This window comes from Flagellimonas rhodophyticola, assembly GCF_049332665.1.
In the GTDB taxonomy this organism is placed as follows: Bacteria; Bacteroidota; Bacteroidia; order Flavobacteriales; family Flavobacteriaceae; genus Flagellimonas.
On record NZ_CP186326.1, the window covers coordinates 3,503,734 to 3,520,803 of the forward strand.

At 40.2% G+C, this 17,070-nt stretch carries 16 protein-coding genes; 7 read left to right on the forward strand and 9 right to left on the reverse strand.

Going from position 1 to position 17,070, the window contains the following annotated elements; genetic code table 11:
• Nucleotides 1-2 precede the first annotated feature (2 nt).
• The 4 genes from ACOKFG_RS15740 to ACOKFG_RS15755 form a co-directional block, all read right to left on the reverse strand.
• Nucleotides 3-1,616, reverse strand: coding sequence for a glutamate synthase-related protein (locus ACOKFG_RS15740; RefSeq protein WP_422861591.1), 1,614 nt, complete (start codon nt 1,614-1,616; stop codon nt 3-5).
• Nucleotides 1,617-1,951: 335 nt separating this feature from the next.
• Nucleotides 1,952-2,422, reverse strand: a complete 471-nt coding sequence (locus ACOKFG_RS15745) for a hypothetical protein (protein ID WP_299486311.1) — start codon at nt 2,420-2,422, stop codon at nt 1,952-1,954.
• A gap of 6 nt (nt 2,423-2,428) precedes the next feature.
• Complete coding sequence (locus ACOKFG_RS15750; RefSeq protein WP_298791293.1) at nt 2,429-2,746, reverse strand: hypothetical protein; 318 nt, start codon at nt 2,744-2,746, stop codon at nt 2,429-2,431.
• A 52-nt stretch (nt 2,747-2,798) separates the two neighbouring features.
• A complete protein-coding gene (locus tag ACOKFG_RS15755; protein WP_299486314.1) occupies nt 2,799-3,377 on the reverse strand; it encodes an RNA polymerase sigma factor in 579 nt (192 codons plus the stop codon).
• 127 nt (nt 3,378-3,504) lie between these two features.
• Between ACOKFG_RS15755 and ACOKFG_RS15760 the strand changes: the two genes are divergently transcribed.
• The 4 genes from ACOKFG_RS15760 to ACOKFG_RS15775 all read left to right on the forward strand — a co-directional run bounded on the left by ACOKFG_RS15760 (nt 3,505) and on the right by ACOKFG_RS15775 (nt 5,808).
• On the forward strand, nt 3,505-3,798 hold the full coding sequence (locus tag ACOKFG_RS15760; protein ID WP_299486316.1) for an EF-hand domain-containing protein: 294 nt from the start codon (nt 3,505-3,507) through the stop codon (nt 3,796-3,798).
• Nucleotides 3,799-3,808: 10 nt separating this feature from the next.
• Nucleotides 3,809-4,576: a YHYH protein gene (locus tag ACOKFG_RS15765; protein WP_299486318.1), complete on the forward strand. Its 768-nt coding sequence runs from the start codon at nt 3,809-3,811 to the stop codon at nt 4,574-4,576.
• A gap of 103 nt (nt 4,577-4,679) precedes the next feature.
• Nucleotides 4,680-5,150, forward strand: a complete 471-nt coding sequence (locus tag ACOKFG_RS15770; protein ID WP_422861592.1) for a toxin-antitoxin system YwqK family antitoxin — start codon at nt 4,680-4,682, stop codon at nt 5,148-5,150.
• A gap of 25 nt (nt 5,151-5,175) precedes the next feature.
• Complete coding sequence (locus tag ACOKFG_RS15775; protein WP_422861593.1) at nt 5,176-5,808, forward strand: SCO family protein; 633 nt, start codon at nt 5,176-5,178, stop codon at nt 5,806-5,808.
• Between the two features lie 8 nt (nt 5,809-5,816).
• On the opposite strand, the gene ACOKFG_RS15780 is transcribed toward ACOKFG_RS15775, so the two are convergent.
• Together ACOKFG_RS15780 and ACOKFG_RS15785 are read right to left on the reverse strand one after the other, a co-directional pair.
• Complete coding sequence (locus tag ACOKFG_RS15780; RefSeq protein WP_422861594.1) at nt 5,817-7,403, reverse strand: aldehyde dehydrogenase (NADP(+)); 1,587 nt, start codon at nt 7,401-7,403, stop codon at nt 5,817-5,819.
• A gap of 81 nt (nt 7,404-7,484) precedes the next feature.
• Nucleotides 7,485-8,618 (reverse strand): formylglycine-generating enzyme family protein, encoded by a 1,134-nt coding sequence (locus tag ACOKFG_RS15785; protein WP_422861595.1) that lies wholly within the window; start codon nt 8,616-8,618, stop codon nt 7,485-7,487.
• 138 nt (nt 8,619-8,756) lie between these two features.
• On the opposite strand from ACOKFG_RS15785, the gene ACOKFG_RS15790 reads away from it, so the two are divergent.
• Nucleotides 8,757-9,977: a sulfite oxidase gene (locus ACOKFG_RS15790; RefSeq protein WP_299486330.1), complete on the forward strand. Its 1,221-nt coding sequence runs from the start codon at nt 8,757-8,759 to the stop codon at nt 9,975-9,977.
• The gene (locus ACOKFG_RS15795; protein WP_299486332.1) at nt 9,977-10,462 is read left to right on the forward strand and encodes a monoheme cytochrome C; all 486 of its coding nucleotides are present in this window, start codon (nt 9,977-9,979) and stop codon (nt 10,460-10,462) included. Before ACOKFG_RS15790 ends, ACOKFG_RS15795 begins: the two co-directional genes overlap by 1 nt.
• Nucleotides 10,463-10,475: 13 nt before the next feature.
• Here ACOKFG_RS15795 and ACOKFG_RS15800 read toward each other — a convergent pair whose 3' ends face one another.
• A complete protein-coding gene (locus ACOKFG_RS15800; RefSeq protein ID WP_299486334.1) occupies nt 10,476-13,511 on the reverse strand; it encodes an aminotransferase class III-fold pyridoxal phosphate-dependent enzyme in 3,036 nt (1,011 codons plus the stop codon).
• Nucleotides 13,512-13,601: 90 nt separating this feature from the next.
• Between ACOKFG_RS15800 and ACOKFG_RS15805 the strand changes: the two genes are divergently transcribed.
• A complete protein-coding gene (locus tag ACOKFG_RS15805) occupies nt 13,602-14,975 on the forward strand; it encodes an exonuclease domain-containing protein (RefSeq protein WP_299486488.1) in 1,374 nt (457 codons plus the stop codon).
• Nucleotides 14,976-14,979: 4 nt separating this feature from the next.
• Here ACOKFG_RS15805 and ACOKFG_RS15810 read toward each other — a convergent pair whose 3' ends face one another.
• Together ACOKFG_RS15810 and ACOKFG_RS15815 are read right to left on the reverse strand one after the other, a co-directional pair.
• Entirely contained in the window at nt 14,980-15,753 is a 774-nt protein-coding gene (locus ACOKFG_RS15810) for an aldose 1-epimerase (RefSeq protein WP_299486336.1), read from the reverse strand.
• A complete protein-coding gene (locus ACOKFG_RS15815; RefSeq protein ID WP_299486338.1) occupies nt 15,753-17,051 on the reverse strand; it encodes a M20/M25/M40 family metallo-hydrolase in 1,299 nt (432 codons plus the stop codon). The genes ACOKFG_RS15810 and ACOKFG_RS15815 overlap by 1 nt, the downstream gene beginning before the upstream one ends.
• Nucleotides 17,052-17,070 lie beyond the last annotated feature (19 nt).

Below are 17,070 nucleotides of genomic sequence, written 5' to 3' on the forward strand. Positions count from 1 at the left end.
ATTTATCTAATTCCCGCATAATCAATTCCTGTAAGTTCATGCATCTCTTTGTTGAAAGTAGAGAGGTCATCATGGTTAAATTTCGATATATCATCGTATCCACAAGAACGGGCCACTACTTTAATCAAGTCGTTTGTTGCTGTAAAGAAATTATATAGTTGCTTAGCGGAAGCTTCAATAATCAATCTGCTTCGCAAGTTTTCTTTTTGAGTGGCAATACCTACAGGACAGTTGTTGGTACCACACGCTCGCATTCCTAAACATCCAATGGCTTGTATCGCTGAATTTGAAACAGCAATTGCATCGGCTCCCATCATCATCGCTTTTGAAAAATCTTCAGCAATCCGGAGTCCACCTGTGATGACCAGCGTAACATCTTTTGCTCCAACTTTATCCAAATATTTTCTGGCTCTTGCCAGTGCCGGAATTGTAGGGACGTTTATGTTATCTCTAAGAATTGTAGGTGCGGAACCGGTTCCTCCTCCTCTTCCATCTAAAATGATGTAATCTACCCCAACATCCAATGCAAACTGGATATCTTTTTCAATATGACTTGCTGCAATTTTAAACCCAATAGGGATGCCACCCGTGCGTTCCCTGACCTTTTCTGCAAAAGATTTAAAATCTTTTACCCCATGAAAATCTGGAAAAGTTGCGGGACTAATAGCTGTTTCGCCCTCGTTAAGCCCTCTAACCTCTGCAATTTCCTTGCTCACTTTATTTCCGGGCAAGTGCCCTCCTGTGCCGGTTTTGGCCCCTTGGCCGCCTTTAAAATGAAAAGCCTGAACATTATCCAACTTATCCCAAGAAAAGCCAAATTGGGCAGAGGCCAATTCGTAAAAATATCTGGAGTTGTTCTTTTGTTCATCGGGCAACATGCCTCCCTCTCCAGAACATATTCCAGTTCCGGCCATTTCCGCACCTTTGGAAAGCGCAATTTTAGCTTCCCGTGATAAGGCACCAAAACTCATATCGCTCACAAAAAGGGGAATGTCCAACACTAAAGGCTTTTTCGCCTTTGGACCAATCGTCACCTTAGTGGCAACTTCTTCATGGTCCAATAAGGGCCTAGAAGCCAACTGAGCCGGTAAAAATTGAATATCACTCCATTTGGGCAGCGTATTTCTATCTACGCCCATCGAAGCTGAAAATCCGTGATGACCCAGATTTTTCAAACCGTTTTTGGCCAATTCTTTAATATAACCTGTATACGGTTCGGTGTCCTCCGGGTGGGTATCGGCGTAAGTGCCTAAATAAGCCTCTCTATCAAATGGCTGCGGATGCTCTGTTTCAAAAGTAGCTACTTCATTCTCATCGACTTGAAGCGAATCACCATCTATATATTCTTGGAATTTATGCAGTTGCTCATCATTATTATATTCGCTGATTCCAGTATCATATCGATAATCCCATCCATGAACCCCGCAAATAAGATTTTGTCCATCTACATGTCCATCTGCCAAAAGAGCTCCACGATGATGGCAACGACCGTATAAAACAGATATTCCCGTTTCGTGTTTTATAATGACTAAATCTGTATTTTTTACTAAGGCGTAAGCTGGTTGTTTTTCTTCAAGGTTGGAAATTTTGGCAATCTCAATAAGGTTTTGTGACATTGTTGGTGCGGTATTGGAGTTAGTTGATTTGTTTTTAGGTCGAAAAGTTTCACTTCATATTACAATAGTAAGTTAAGGTTAATACCATTATGTTCAACCAAAACACTTAAAACGAGTCGTCTACACCCCTGTTGTTACGTCTTTTCAAAAGAAAACCCAAGAACCTAATGCTCTTGGGTTTTCATAACCAAAAAATCTAATCACCAATCAAAAAAATGGAATCTGTTCCATTCAACACTATTCACAGGGTGTGAACTCGTGTTTTTCTGACAGTATGTATTTTTAGATGCAGCTACTTAAAAAAACTTGTGTTATAATGTTTGAATGAATGGCTGTCAATGTGGAGGTGGGCCTGGAGGGCCGTGTCCAGGCCCAGGACCTGGGCCTCCTCTAAGTGCCCGCTTAACAATACTTTCCAATTTAAGTTTTTGGTCTTTATTACAGATATTTTCAATTTGTCTAAAGTAACTGAAGATTTCTTTTTCTTTTGCAGCACTCAATTCGCCAATTAAATTGGAAATGGAATCCGCTTTTTCTTCTGTAAAATCGGCATCGTCCATTCCGGTAAAAAGCTGTTCTTTTAAGTTTCGGAAGCGATCACTAATTTCCCTCATCTTAAAATGGTGTATCCTGTCTATTTCCATGAATTCCGATTGTTGGCCCGGATCAAACCCAAGTTGACTTGAAATAAATGTACTTGGCGGACCCTTTCTTTTTTCCGGTTCTTTCAGTAGTAAGAACAGAAGGACAGTGTTCATTACCATCAAAAAAATCAACAAAATCGCTAGGAGTAAATTCTTTTTCATAAGCTCCTAATTTAAAATAGATTGTTGGTCTGTGGAAGAAATCCCAAAAGCATCCGCAAATGTAACTATCTCCTCTTGTTGGTTTGAAGAACGATAATTATAAATCGCCACGGCATTCAACACTACAAAGAGTAATAGGGCTGCTACTTGGTATTTCAGGGTAAACCATCCCAAAATAGGTAATGCCTCTTCTAACTCTTCCCTATTTGTTAAACGGTGAAGCACCTTATCCTTAAAGAATGGAGAGGTATCGACAGTTTCGATTTGGGAAGCTGCTTCCAAAACCTCATCTATCTTTTGCTGTGTAGTTTTTTTACCATCCATGATTGTTAATGTTATATTAAATTAGATGTATTTTTTTATCCAACCTTGCGGTCTATTTTTCATTTTTATAATAAACTGCTAAAATCTTTTGCAAATTCTTCCGTGCTCTAAACAAAAGTGATTCGATTGAGGACACACTCTTTTCGGTGACCTCACTTATCTCTTTGTAACTCAACCCATCAATCTTGTTCAATGTAAATGCAACTTTTTGGTCTTCGGGCAACCTATTAATAGCGTTAAAGAGTGTTTCACTTTTTTCCTTGTTCTCTAGCTGAATACCTGGATGATCAAACTCGGTGAAATAGTTGGATTTATCCATAGGAATATCACCTCCAGTAATAGATTGCATAAAGCCAAAGCGTTTTTTCGCGCTTTTCTTCCGGATGAACTCCAAACTTTTATTGACCGAAATTCTATAAATCCACGTGGAAAGTTTGGAGTTGCCCTTGAACTTATGCACCGAATGGTACACTTCGACAAAAACTTCTTGAGCAATATCTTCAGCATCCTCCCTGTTGGGGACAAATGAAACACACGTATTGAAGACCTTGGCCTGATACTCATCCAACAACCTGCTATATGCAGACTGTTTTTGATCTTTAAGATCTGCTAAAAACTGCTTGTCTTCCAATAAATTGAGTGGTTATTCTTAGTGCAATTTAGAAGGTTTTTTAGAATAACAAGTGAAAAAAAATCTTCAAGCGCACAAGTTTTTAAAAAGATTGACATCTAAAACTAAAAGGCTAAATAATAATAATATGATGAACAAAACCATGAAGCTTAGTATCTATTTAGGTATTGTCGGGGTACTATCCTCTTGCAATCTATTCGCTCAACAAGAAGACAAAAAAGGTGAACGCAAAGGTCCTCCTTCCTTCGAAGTGCTCTTAGAGAAAATGGATAAAAACGATGATGGAAAAATCTCCAAGGACGAAGTCAAAGGTCGTTTGGAAAGACATTTTGATGAAATTGACCTTAACGAAGATGGTCTATTGACCGAAGAAGAATTTGAAAAAGCTCCTAAACCCAAAAGAGGTCCAAAAAAACAATAAAAATATACCTATGAAAAAATCTAGGAATAATAATCAGTTCCCTACTATGCTAATAGCAATGTCATTTTTGTTTATAGGTTTTATAGCTTGTAGTTCAGATAGTGATGATTCTGAGTCTGACGAGGAAACAACCGGAGAATTGCATACAGCTTTTGCAGCATTTGACACAAACAATACAGATATCTATCTGGAGGGCTCCAATGTGGTTATCGAAACCAATGGACTTCCCAATCATACCACCGTATATTGGGGAACAGGGGAGGACCTTTATATTGAAGAGCCAGGCGTTGAGATCACACCGAGTATAATTCCCAACTTCAATGCAGATGCCACGCTACGAGTACCCCAAAATCCAGAACTGGCTTCCAACAGCTCTTCAACGAGTCTTGGAGCTATTGGTATCGCAGTAAGCGGAGCTGCAATTTTTAATGACCAAGAAGGCAATGGAGCGCTGAGTGACGCAGCTGTCAGTCTTGATTACACTGGTGGGCATATCGGACCCGCTGAATATCATTATCATTTGGAACCCACAGCTTGGTCGGAAGATGATGAAGAGCTCATTGGGATTTTGGCTGACGGATTCTTTATTTATGGAAGAAAATGCGATTCTACGGGAGGTTACCCTAGCGATCTAGATGCCTCAGGAGGGCATACATCTGTTACACAGCATAGCACGGAAGCAGAGTATCATTATCATATTGAGAACGAACTCTATCTAAATCAATATTATGTCATTTTCCCAGGAGATTATCAAGGCACTCCGAATGCCATCAATTAAACTGGTTTCATTTTGTATACTTTGTCTACTGTTAATAACTAGTTGTTCACAAATCCATTCAAAGAAGAGAAGCATTAAACAAAAGGAGGTTCTCAAAAGTGAATTGGTATTAAACCAGACCGAAGGTAGATGGTATCATTTGAACCTTCCTTTTGATGGATATGCGTTGGAATATCATAACAATGGTATTCTAGCCGAAAAAACTGGCTACCACAATGGCAAAAAAGAAGGTATGGCCAAAAAGTGGTTCGATTCTGGAGTGTTACGAAGCAACGTTTTTTATCAGGCCAATAAATTGGATGGCATTTGCAAATCTTGGTGGCCTAATGGCGTATTAAGCACAGAATCTTCATATTCCATGGGGGTACGCGATGGCGTCCAGAAAAAATGGTATCCAAATGGTCAATTAGCCCGTATTATGCATTTGAAAAATGGATTTGAAGAAGGATTACAGCAAGCATGGCTCAGAACTGGGAAATTATATGCCAACTATGAGGCTAAAAACGGTCGCTTTTTTGGATTAAAACGCTCTAACCTTTGTTATGAACTTAAAGATGAAGTGGTACAACGCTAGTTTTATTTGTGTCATATGCATTTTGATGACAAATCCATTCTCCAGTTGTAAAAAAACAGCAACCGCAGAGAAGGAAAGTCGGGTTGCCACTTTGCCATTTTATAATGACCCGTCTTTCACTCCAAAATGGATAGCCCCTGGGAATGATTCTATATCAGGAATGCATGCCATTCCCAGATTTAAATTGGTCAATCAACTTGGTGATACCATTACTGAAAAAACGTTCGCAAATAAAATCTATGTAACGGACTTCTTTTTCACTTCCTGCCCAGGCATTTGTCCTAAAATGACCAATAACATGGCCTTGATTCAAGAAGCTTTTGAACAAGATGATACTATTCTATTATTATCCCATTCCGTAACCCCAGAATACGATTCGGTGCCTATCTTAAAAAATTACGCCGATGCCAAAGGAGTACTGCCCAATAAATGGCATTTGGTTACTGGAGTCCGTAAAGAAATATACAACCTCGGAAGGTTTGCCTATTTTGTCGAGGAAGATTTAGGCATCCCCAAAGGGGATGATAATTTTCTTCATACCGAAAACTTCATCCTGGTAGACAACAAAAGACATATCCGAGGAATTTATAATGGATTGAACAAAACCGCAATTTCCCAGTTGATAGCTGATATCAGAACTTTAAAAAAGGAGCTATAGACTGCCGATTATTGTTTGGGAAGCACATAAGCTCCATTTTCCAATCTTAAAATTCCAAGTGGATTTGTTTTTTTAAGTTCATCCGGAAGCAACACATCTGGGTAATTCTGATAGCAAATAGGTCTAGTAAATCTTGTTATCGCAGCTGTTCCTACAGATGTCATTCTAGAGTCTGAAGTAGCAGGAAAGGGCCCACCATGAACCATAGAGTGGCATACCTCAACCCCTGTTGGGAATCCATTGATAAGTAGCCTCCCTACTTTTCGCTCCAAAATTTTGAGTAAATCAGAATATTCCATTAAATCAGCCTCGGTACCTTGAACAGTGGCCGTAAGATGTCCATTTAGTCCCTTGGCAATTTTAATCATCTCGGCCTTGTCCTTAGTTCGCACCAAAAGTGTTGATGGTCCAAAAATCTCTTCTTCCAATTCTTTGTCTGAAAGAAAGTCATCTGCAGATACAGATAAAACCTCTGGAACACCTTGAGCTTGTCGTTCTCCTTTTTTTCCAGCAGAAATGGATTGAACAGTTTCTTTTGATTTTAATTTTTCAAGTCCACGGTTATACGCACTTTGGATGGCATCTGTAAGCATAGTTGCGGATTCGGCATCAGAAATATTCTCCTTTAATACATTTTCGAAAAGATGAACTTCTTCCTGATTGGGAACAATGGTCAATCCGGGATTGGTACAGAATTGCCCAACGCCCAACTGCACAGAATTGGACAGACCCACTGCCAATGCTTCATGATTTTCTTTTAAAGCTCCGGGTAATACAAAAACCGGGTTTGTACTTCCCATTTCAGCGTAAACGGGTATCGGTTCTTCGCGTCTTGCTGCTTCATCAAATAACGATTTTCCACCTCGAAATGAACCTGTAAACCCAATTGCTTTAATGAGCGGATGTCTAACCACCGCTTGTCCAACGGCTATAGAAGCTCCATGAACCATTGAGAACACTCCGTTGGGCATTTCGCATTTTTGGGCCGCTTTATTTATTGCAGTTCCAACCAACTCTGAAGTTCCTGGGTGAGCTGGATGTGCCTTTACCACTACAGTGCAACCTGCTGCTAAAGCCGAAGCTGTGTCCCCACCTGCTACAGAGAATGCTAAAGGAAAGTTACTGGCTCCAAAAACCCCAACTGGACCCAACGCAATTTGCATTTGTCTTGTATCCGGTTTGGGAACCGGGATTCTGTTCGGGTCGGCCGTATCAATTCGTGCATCTACCCAGGATCCATCCCGTAACAAAGAAGCAAACAATCGCAACTGACCTGTTGTTCGTCCTAACTCTCCTGACAACCTTCCTTCTGGTAATCCCGTTTCCTGAGAGCCGATGGCAGCAATTTCGTGCTCTATCTTTGATAATTCCTCCGCAATAGTTTCTAAAAAAACCGCTCGTTCATAACCTGTTTTCTCTCTGTAAACTGAAAATGCCTTCTCGGCAAGTGATATGGCTTTATCCACTTCCTCTAAAGTGGCTTCGTAGTAAGCAGTGCCTAATTTTTCTCCTGTCGAGGGGTTACTTCCATAAAAAAGGGTTTCTCCTTTAGCAGAGTTTGAAAACCCCAAGATATTCTTACCGGTTAATTCCATTAGTTATTAAGGATAGGTTTAACTGTTATCTATGATTTGAAAAATGTAGACAAATGTATTTATTCAAACTTTAAATGCAACTCATTTCGTTAGCATATCTGCACTTGCGACGGTTCTAAATCCCAAATGCCCCATTGATGAATCCATTGTTGAAGCCATTCTTGCAGAAATACGATAGCTCGCACAATAGGAATCACTGCATAAAAACGACCCTCCACGAATCACTTTCTCCCTTACATAGGGGTTGGTTGGATTGAACGGTTCTTTAGCTCCTCTGGGGTTACGAACAATACCTATCGTCTTAAGTTCTTGATAGTAGTTAGGATTGTACCAATCGCCGGTCCATTCCCATACATTGCCAGCCATATCAAAAAGCCCAAATGCATTAGTCGGAAACATTCCAACAGGTGAACTTCCTTCAAAACCATCATTTTTTGTGTTCTCCACAGGAAATTCTCCTTCCCATGTATTGGAATATTTTGATAATTCGGAGACATCATTCCCCCAAAAGAAAGTGGTTCCGTCCTCTCCCCCACGAGCTGCATATTCCCATTCCGCTTCAGTAGGCAATCTTCTGTTAGCCCATTTGCAAAATGCCAAGGCATCCTCATAGGAAATATGAACCACTGGGTGGTCTTCCCTTCCTAAAATTGAACTATTGGGTCCTTCTGGTTTCTTCCAGCTGGCACCAATCGACCAGCTCCACCATTGTGAAAAATCATAAAGGTTAGGTAAGGATGTCTTTGTTTTTCTGAAAATCAAAGATCCCGGTTGCAAGATAGAATCATGTGGTTTAGGAGTTCCTTCAGGAAGCTGTTGTTTAAGTTCTTCCCAATCAGGAACACGCTCGGCAATGGTTACATATCCAGTTTCGTTTACAAATTCGGAGAATTTTGCATTGGTAACCGGAGTAGCGTCCATGAAAAATCCATCAACAGCAACTTCATGTGCTGGTTTTTCATGCTGCATTGCTTCGGCATCCTGCTGAACCGCACCTTGCTTAAAAATGCCTCCAGGAACCCAAACCATCCCATCAGGAAGTTTTATGTTTGAAGGTAACTTCTTGATGAGTCCAATCGTATCTACCTTCTTTGACTGAATCTTCGTTGCTTCTTTTTTACTTGTTCCAATCTCATTTTTCTTTTCAACGCAGGAGCCGATCATAACAATAAGCGTGGTGAAATATACATATTTAAAAAACCGAGATGAAGCCATGTAAATGATTAGATTATTTTGTTACCAGAGTCATCAAAGGTAAATCATTATTATATTCAGATTTTGCAATAATTGTGTTTTTCTACATACCTTGAATCCCAAACCAAGTTGTAAGTCGTTTTCGTAAAAATTATATAAATGCAACGAAGAAAATTTGTCAAAAAAGGCGTGCTCATCTCCTTATCAACACTTCTTGGAGCGGAAATCGTTTATGGGAAAAACCTTCCTATGGGATACGAACTTCTTGGACTGCAAGACCCGGACCCCTTTAAAATGTTTGACAAGGATAGCCAAATGGTTGTATTGAACGATAAACCATGGAATATTGAGGCTCAGGCTCATTTATTGGACGATAAAATTACTCCTAACAGATACATGTTTATCCGTAATAACGGTATAATCCCATCAAATACCTCCGTAGACGATTGGACCCTTTCTTTTGATGGGGAATCCGTGTATGAAAAGAAAACTTTCTCGCTAAAAGATCTGAAGTCTAAATTCAAACAATATACCTATCAACTCACTTTGGAATGTGGTGGAAACGGTAGAAGCGAATTTGACCCTCCGGCCAAAGGAAACCAATGGACCGTTGGAGCAGTTTCTTGTGCTGAATGGACAGGGATTCGTCTCCGTGATGTTCTTGAAGATGTTGGCATCAAAAGTGATGCAGTCTATATTGGTTATCACGCTGTGGATACCCATTTGAGTGGCGACCCTAAAAAAGAACCTATTTCAAGAGGGGTGCCGATTTCCAAAGCCCTGCAAGATGAAACATTACTTGCTTTTAAAATGAATGGGGAAGAAATTCCATTAGCCCACGGGTATCCACTTCGATTGATTGCCGGAGGATGGCCAGCTTCGGCATCCGGAAAATGGTTAAAGGGCATCAGTGTAAGAAATAAAGTGCATGACGGCACAAAAATGACAGGTACTGCTTACCGAGTGCCTTGCGAACCCGTTGCCCCAGGAGAAAAAGTAGCGGATGAGAATATGTGTATTATTGAATCCATGCCGGTAAAATCCTTGATCACTTATCCCAAAAGCGGAGCTGTTATAAATGAAGGAAAATCCTTGAAGATTCGTGGTCATGCTTGGGCCGGTGAATTAAGTGCCGAAAAAGTAGAATATTCAATAGATTTTGGAAGTAGTTGGAAGGAATGTTCTCTTGAAACTCCGGCTAATCGTTTGGCTTGGCAGCACTTTAGTGCCGACCTTCGGTTTCCGAAAAAAGGATATTATGAGGTTTGGGCTCGTGCCACTGATTCGAATGGAGTCGCCCAACCCATGGTTCTTCCCGGCTGGAATCCGAAGGGTTATCTTAACAATGCTTGTCACCGAATAGCAATAAAGGTTAGTTAATGGAAGACCTGAACAAGTTCAGAAAAAGTGCCGACCAGATCCTTAGATTGATGTACCTAGTGTTTTTTGTGTTTATCATTATTGCAGGGTTTCTTGTCTATCTGCTGGTTGACCCTTCATTTTCTGCATTTAAAAAAAATGATTCGGAAGAAAATTATATTTCCATTCAAAATCAAGAAGTCGAGGATTTTGACAAGATTGAAAATGGTATTCACGTGCGAACCGGGTTTGTGGAAGGAGAAGGTTTACAATTGGTTGTGAACAATTGTACGAGCTGTCATTCAGCCAAATTGGTAACACAAAATAGAATGAGTAAGGAACAATGGTCTGCCACTATCAGATGGATGCAAGAAACCCAAAATCTATGGGACCTTGGCCAAAATGAAGAAGCTATACTTACCTATCTGGCCACTCATTATGCTCCAAAAAAGGGAGGAAGGCGCCAAAATCTAAGTGATATCGAGTGGTATGATTTAGAGCAGTAATGCAGTTACTCTTTTAAGAAACATCCTGAATCATAAAATCTTCTGCCAAAACTTTCCTTAGATAGAAAATCAATTCTTCCGCATTTTGCATCGAAAAAACAATTGGCGGTTTTATTTTGAGGACATTATGGTCCGGTCCATCCGTGCTCATCAGAATCCCATGGTCCTTCATGCGATTGGCTAAATAATTTGTCCTTTCTCCCAGAGGATTCATTTCTGCATCTACCAGTTCAATTCCTAAAAAGAGTCCTTGCCCCCTAACATCTCCAATTACTGGAAAATCAACGCTCAACTTTTCCAATTCGTCCTTTAAAAAATCACCAACCGAGAGTGCGTTTTCTTGTAGTTTTTCCCTTTTGACGGTCTTAAGCACTTCAGCCCCAATGGCACAAGAGACCGGGTTTCCTCCAAAAGTGTTGAAGTATTCCATGCCGTTGGCAAATTTTTCCGCAACTTCTTGAGTACATGCCACGGCGGCCAATGGGTGGCCATTTCCAAGTGGTTTACCTATGGTAATAATATCAGGAACAACATCATACAATTGGAAACCCCAAAAGGTTTTACCCATGCGGCCACAACCTACTTGAACTTCATCTGAAATACAAAGTCCACCAGCTTTTCGAATATGCACATAAGCTTTGGAAAGAAATCCTTCTGGAAGTACGATTTGACCGCCACAACTTATAATCGGCTCTATGATAAACCCTCCAACTTTACGTCCTTTGGAATGTACTGCATCAATTTGATGTTGCACTTCTTCGGCATAATATTTCCCCGCGTCTTTCCCCCTATATTTTCCTCTGAAGGCATCAGGTATAGGAAAAATGTGGGTATGCTCTGGCACACCAGCTCCCCCTTTTCCATCAAACTTATAGGAACTGATATCAACACACATATTTGTATTGCCATGATAACCCATTTCTGAAGCAATAATATCTTTTTCGCCTGTTACGGTTTTGACCATTCGAAGTGCTAGTTCATTGGCTTCGCTGCCCGAATTTACAAAGTGAAGCACCGAAAGTTCCTTTGGAAGGGTCTCCAATAATTCTTTTGCCAATTCATTGATGTTGTCATGCAAATATCTAGTGTTGGTATTTAGTAAAGCCATCTGTCGCTGTCCGGCTTTTACCACGGCATGGTTTTCGTGTCCCACATGCGCCACATTGTTTACGGTATCCAGGTATTTTTTTCCATTATGGTCAATCAGGTATTGTCCTAATCCCCGCACCATTTGGATAGGTTCATCGTATTGTAAACTCAAACTTTTCCCCAAGTGTTTTCTTCTATAACTGAGAAGCGTTTTATTGTCACCACTCTCATGGCTTTTAAGTGCTTCCAGTTTAAAAAGGTCATTGGGGTCTGGGCATAGTTCCTTCCAAACACCTAACTGATCGGGATAGGCCACTCCGGGAAAATCATCGACGTACCCTAAAAGGGACATCATTATTTGAAAATGAAGATGGGGCGCCCAATTCCCATTTTCAGGGAAATTTCCTAAAAAACCTATACGCTCACCGGCTTTAAGCTGGTCTCCTATTCTGTGTTTCGTCGCACTCTCGGGAGTAAGATGGCCATATAGTGTATAAAATTCCAATTCCTTAAAACTATGCTTTAAAATGACCAAGCCTCCGTACTCTTTATCACCTTCATCATTTGTTGCTGTGATAACTTCGGCATCAAAAAGGGTATGGACTGGGGTAGTATCCGGCAGCCAAAAATCCACACCTAAGTGGACTGTTCTGCTTTCCCTTCCTGAATTTCCAACTTTATCATAGGAAGACGAGGTATAGAGTGCCCGGGGCTCCAAATATCCTCCCGCAATGATTCTATCCGGATGTTCTTTTTGAAGTCTATCAAATTTAAATTGAAGGAATTCCAAATCGTTAAACTCTTCTTGGTGTCCCACCCATGGACTGGAGACACTTAAATCGACATGAACTGCATCATTCATAGCTGCCGATGGAAACAAAGATTTTAGTGAAAAACTATTTTCTTTAACCCATTGATTAAACTCCTCCCTATTAGGATGTGCATTAAACCCACAGGCATGACGAAAGCTGAAATGCGCAAAATCAGGATTTACTTGGTACCATTTTCTCAACACTTCCCAGGCTGGTTTTTCGCTAACAAGTAAATAGGTGTTGTCGGGTTCTTTGACCTTGTTCTGGGCCGATTTTGTAACCGAAATAGCCAGTCGCATCGCTATCGCTGCATACAAATGTTCCAACTCCTCTTCCATTAATGGAAACGTTGAATGATATCCTTTTACAATAGGTAATGCTGCATCCAAAGCATCATTATGATGCATTATTGCATAGGCACAGGCGATTGCAACATCATTTATAATTTGGGTATGGATTGCATCACCATAATCGATAAATGCATTTACGTTGGGAGCAACTAAATCCTCCGAAACTATAATGTTATTGTCGTTCGCATCATTGTGGACAACCGATTTCCTGAGTTTTAGATATTCATTTTGACCTTTTTCAAAAAGAGCAATGAAAGAAGAAAGAATTTTACGCTCTTCATCATCAAATAAGTCAAGATGTTTTTTAACCCAAAGGGACTGGGCAACATCCCATTCAAAAATTCTATGTGCCTGAGGGTCATCAAAGCCTTGGAGAGCGGTAGTCAACAATCCACATTGTTCTCCCAAACTATAACGAAGCTCATCCAACTGTGGGTTTACCCCGCTCCAAATTCGACCTGGAATCCAACTGAGCAGACGTACTTTTCTCAAATCTCCATGATCGTCCATGTATTCAGAAATGGGTTTTCCGTCTTTATCTAAGATAACCTTAGGAGAAATCAGGGATTTGCCATGTTTCTCAACATATTGTAATAATCGCTGCTGATAATCAAGATAGTCTTCATTCTCGTCCTTTCTGGAAACTTTAAGGATGTATCCATTCCCCTCGGCTGTCTTTATTCGAAAATTAAAGTCAATCTCCCCAGGTAAAGACGTGGCTTCTCCTTTAATTCCAAAAAGTTTCAAAACCATTTGACCTGCTTCTTCAGGCGTAATTTTCAACTTGTGATATTCCATGGGCTCTTAATAATTCAAAAGTGAAATTATTGTATTAAGATTTTGTCCAAAGTTTGCCAACTTTTTACAATATCCCTAATTTCAAGATTCATTTTTATCGATTTGTATACCATCATCGACATAGAGACTTCCGGCAACGGAATTCGCGGTAACAGGATTACCGAAATTGCCATTTTTAAATTTGACGGAAATCAAATCGTTGATGAGTACACCTCATTGGTCAATCCGCAGTGCCCAATCCCATTTTACATTACAGGTCTTACTGGAATTGATGACCAAATGGTTCAAGATGCTCCTACTTTTAAAGAAATTGCGACCTCTGTTCTAGAAATGACTGAGAACTGCATTTTTGTAGCGCATTCCGTGAATTTTGATTATGGGGTCATTAAAGAGGAGTTTCGACAGATTGGAGTTGATTTTATCCGAAAAAAACTGTGTACGGTCAGATTATCACGACAATTGATTCCAGGACTCCGTTCCTACAGTTTGGGGAAACTTTGCTCGGCAGTGCAAATCCCATTGACAGACCGACATCGGGCCCGTGGTGATGCGCATGCGACAGTTTTATTGTTCCAAAAGTTGCTGAATACACCTGATTCAGAAGTCACTGTCAAAAAGTTTTTGAACGCCAGGAGTCAAGAAGCAACGCTTCCTCCCCATCTGCCAAAATCCGTTTTTGATAATATTCCACATGAGCCGGGAATCTACTATTTTAAAAATCAAAAAGGAGACATCATCTATGTTGGAAAGGCCATTAATCTTAAGAAAAGGGTTTTGGGTCATTTTTATGACAAAAGCACCAAAGAAATACGAATGTGCAGCGAAACCGCATCTATAGATTTTAAACTTTCCGGTAGTGAATTGGTAGCGCTTTTGATGGAATCTGCAGAGATAAAACGATTATTTCCACCCTATAATAGTGCGCAAAAAAAGATTGTAAAGCAATACGCAATTTTTGAATATGAAGACAGAAATGGGATTATCCATTTGGCCTACAATGTGCTAAAGGGCGCGCCCAACCCTATTAGAGTCTTTTATAATCAAACCGATTGCAGAGCCTTTTTAGAAGAGATTTGCAAAAATCATAAGCTTTGTCCAAAGTATTGCCATCTGCAGCAGGTGAATACCTCGTGCTCCCATCATGAAATACGGTCATGTGAGGGTATTTGTACTTCAGATGAATCAGTTTCCGATTACAATGAAAAGGTCAAAAACGCCTTATTGGCCATAAAAATGGAAAAGGAAGGGATTCGTATCATTAAGGAAAAAGGAAGAAATTCCAATGAAAATGCCTTTGTTCTTATCGATGAAGGAATGTACAAAGGATATGGATTTATTGACCATGAACAACATATAACTTCATTGACCGATATTGAAGCTCATATTATTCCTCAAAAAAATACTCTGGAAACCCAAAGAATTGTGGAATCACTGCTCCCAAAATCAGAATCCTTTGTTCTCTAAATTATTAGACTTTTAATCTAACTTTAAAAACGGCTTCAGTATCTCCCAAGTATTGGAAACCTTCGTGCAATTCTGTTTGTTCAACAGCATAGGGATAGAAGGTAATAGGCTCAATACAAATCATATTGTTAACTTCTGTCCAGCACATGAAGTGTCCAAAACCTTCAGTTTCAATACGAATATCTCGTTCATCTTTTAAAGTAATCGATTCCGTATCAGCAACCTGAAACGCCCGACTTCCAACGGCCAAAACCTCATCTAAAGTAATTTTTTGGCTATCCGTGACAATTGTAGGTTGATTTGTGTGGAGCTTAAATGCCGGGTGATATCCCAGCATAAAGGGTGTATCACGTTCTCCAGAAATTTTAAAGGTAATCTCGAGCTGGTCTTCTTTTAACTCAAAAGACTTTTCAAATCCAAAACTATACGGCCATAACTGCCATTGTTTAGGTGATTTTTCCGGGAATTTGGAGTTTTTAATAGGAGTTCCGGCTTTATACTCTTTTTTAAAGGTAGCCGAAGTATCAGACTTGGAAATCAGCTCGTATTCCAACTCACGAAGTAATCCATGTTGATCCTGAATCGCAGTGCTTCTTGGCACCTGAATTCTAAAACCAGCTTTATCCAACGGCCCAATGATTGGAAACATCTCCGTATCGGCACTACGCCATCCCGGACTTCCTTTTTGGTGGATAAATTCATGTTCATCATGGCTAAGACCTACCAGCTCTCCCTTGTCAATTCTTGTGGTGCAGTTTCCACATTTTAATGTTATCATTATTTCGAATTAATCAATCGGTAAATTAAGATCGCGGTTCGTTTGGTCAATGCCTCAATGGTATTGAGGTTTACAGTTTCTTCTGGGGTGTGCGCGCCTGTTCCCATGGTCCCAAGACCATCCAAACAATCTACATATTGTGCTACAAAAGAGACGTCTGCTGCCCCTCTTTTTCCAGGGTCATATGCTAAAACCTCTCCTTGGTCCAGGTCCAAACTCACTTTGTTCAGCATATTCAATAGTTCCGTATTACCTGGAGTAGGTTGCATTGCCGGATAGCTGTCCGTGAAAGTAACTTTTGCCGAAGTTCGCGGAAGGTTGTTGCTCACTACTTCTTTCATTTTTGCCCTAGCTCTTTGCTTTTGCTCTTCCGAGATAAAACGAAGTCCACCTCTCGCCACTGCTTTCTGCGCAACCACATTTCCTTTGCCAAAAACATCTCCTTTACTTGTAGAACTATCGAAATTAACAAAAGTCCCTCCTAACAATGTTCCCGGATTGAATGTCAACAGATCTTCACCCTTCACTTCAGTATAAAACTCATGTAGAATTCTAGAAATCTCAAAAATGGCACCGGCCCCTACCGATTCGTTGAATATTCCGGAGGAATGGGCTCTTTTTCCTTCTACTTCCAAAGCCCAACCGGAAGCTCCTCTTCTGGCCACGGTGGCATAGTTGAATCCGGTTGAGGTTTCAAAACCAAGAGCGATATCACTTCGCTTCGCAACTTCGACCAAATCTTTCCGACTAATGTCCAAAGGTTTCCCGGTACTTTCTTCATCCCCGGTGAATGCCACAACGATTTGCGCATTATTTAAAAGTCCATTTTGGTGCAGTGCTTTTAAGGCATACAAGACAATAACATTTCCACCTTTCATATCATTTCCTCCGGGTGCATGTGCAATGCTGTCATTGACCATTTTAAATTGTTGAAAGGGACTGTCCTCTTCAAAAACGGTATCTAAATGCCCTATCAACAATAGTTTTTTTCCTTTTTTTCCTGTGGTTTCAGCAAATAGGTGACCTGCCCTGTTCATTTCCTTAGGCATTTCAATCCAATTAGTGCTAAAACCTATATTTTCAAAAGCATCCTGAAACACTTTGCCTACTTCTTTAACTCCTTTTGAGTTTAAGGTTCCACTATTAATGTTTACCACCTTCTCCAAAAAAGAAATGGCCTCACCATTACTTTGTTCAATTGAAGTAAGTATCTTTTTTTCGGTTGTGCTTAAGTTTTGGGCGCACAAATTGCTACTGAAAGCAAAAACAATGGTTAGCAGAAAAATACTTCTCTTCATTTTATTTTTGAAATTAATT

Coding starts and splice junctions, on each gene's coding strand:
- ACOKFG_RS15795 (WP_299486332.1), top strand. CDS start 9,977: ATGGAAGACCTGAACAAGTTCAGAAAAAGTGCCGACCAGATCCTTAGA.
- ACOKFG_RS15765 (WP_299486318.1), top strand. CDS start 3,809: ATGAAAAAATCTAGGAATAATAATCAGTTCCCTACTATGCTAATAGCA.
- ACOKFG_RS15745 (WP_299486311.1), bottom strand. CDS start 2,422: ATGAAAAAGAATTTACTCCTAGCGATTTTGTTGATTTTTTTGATGGTA.
- ACOKFG_RS15775 (WP_422861593.1), top strand. CDS start 5,176: ATGACAAATCCATTCTCCAGTTGTAAAAAAACAGCAACCGCAGAGAAG.
- ACOKFG_RS15800 (WP_299486334.1), bottom strand. CDS start 13,511: ATGGAATATCACAAGTTGAAAATTACGCCTGAAGAAGCAGGTCAAATG.
- ACOKFG_RS15740 (WP_422861591.1), bottom strand. CDS start 1,616: ATGTCACAAAACCTTATTGAGATTGCCAAAATTTCCAACCTTGAAGAA.
- ACOKFG_RS15760 (WP_299486316.1), top strand. CDS start 3,505: ATGATGAACAAAACCATGAAGCTTAGTATCTATTTAGGTATTGTCGGG.
- ACOKFG_RS15780 (WP_422861594.1), bottom strand. CDS start 7,403: ATGGAATTAACCGGTAAGAATATCTTGGGGTTTTCAAACTCTGCTAAA.
- ACOKFG_RS15815 (WP_299486338.1), bottom strand. CDS start 17,051: ATGAAGAGAAGTATTTTTCTGCTAACCATTGTTTTTGCTTTCAGTAGC.
- ACOKFG_RS15790 (WP_299486330.1), top strand. CDS start 8,757: ATGCAACGAAGAAAATTTGTCAAAAAAGGCGTGCTCATCTCCTTATCA.
- ACOKFG_RS15785 (WP_422861595.1), bottom strand. CDS start 8,618: ATGGCTTCATCTCGGTTTTTTAAATATGTATATTTCACCACGCTTATT.
- ACOKFG_RS15810 (WP_299486336.1), bottom strand. CDS start 15,753: ATGATAACATTAAAATGTGGAAACTGCACCACAAGAATTGACAAGGGA.
- ACOKFG_RS15750 (WP_298791293.1), bottom strand. CDS start 2,746: ATGGATGGTAAAAAAACTACACAGCAAAAGATAGATGAGGTTTTGGAA.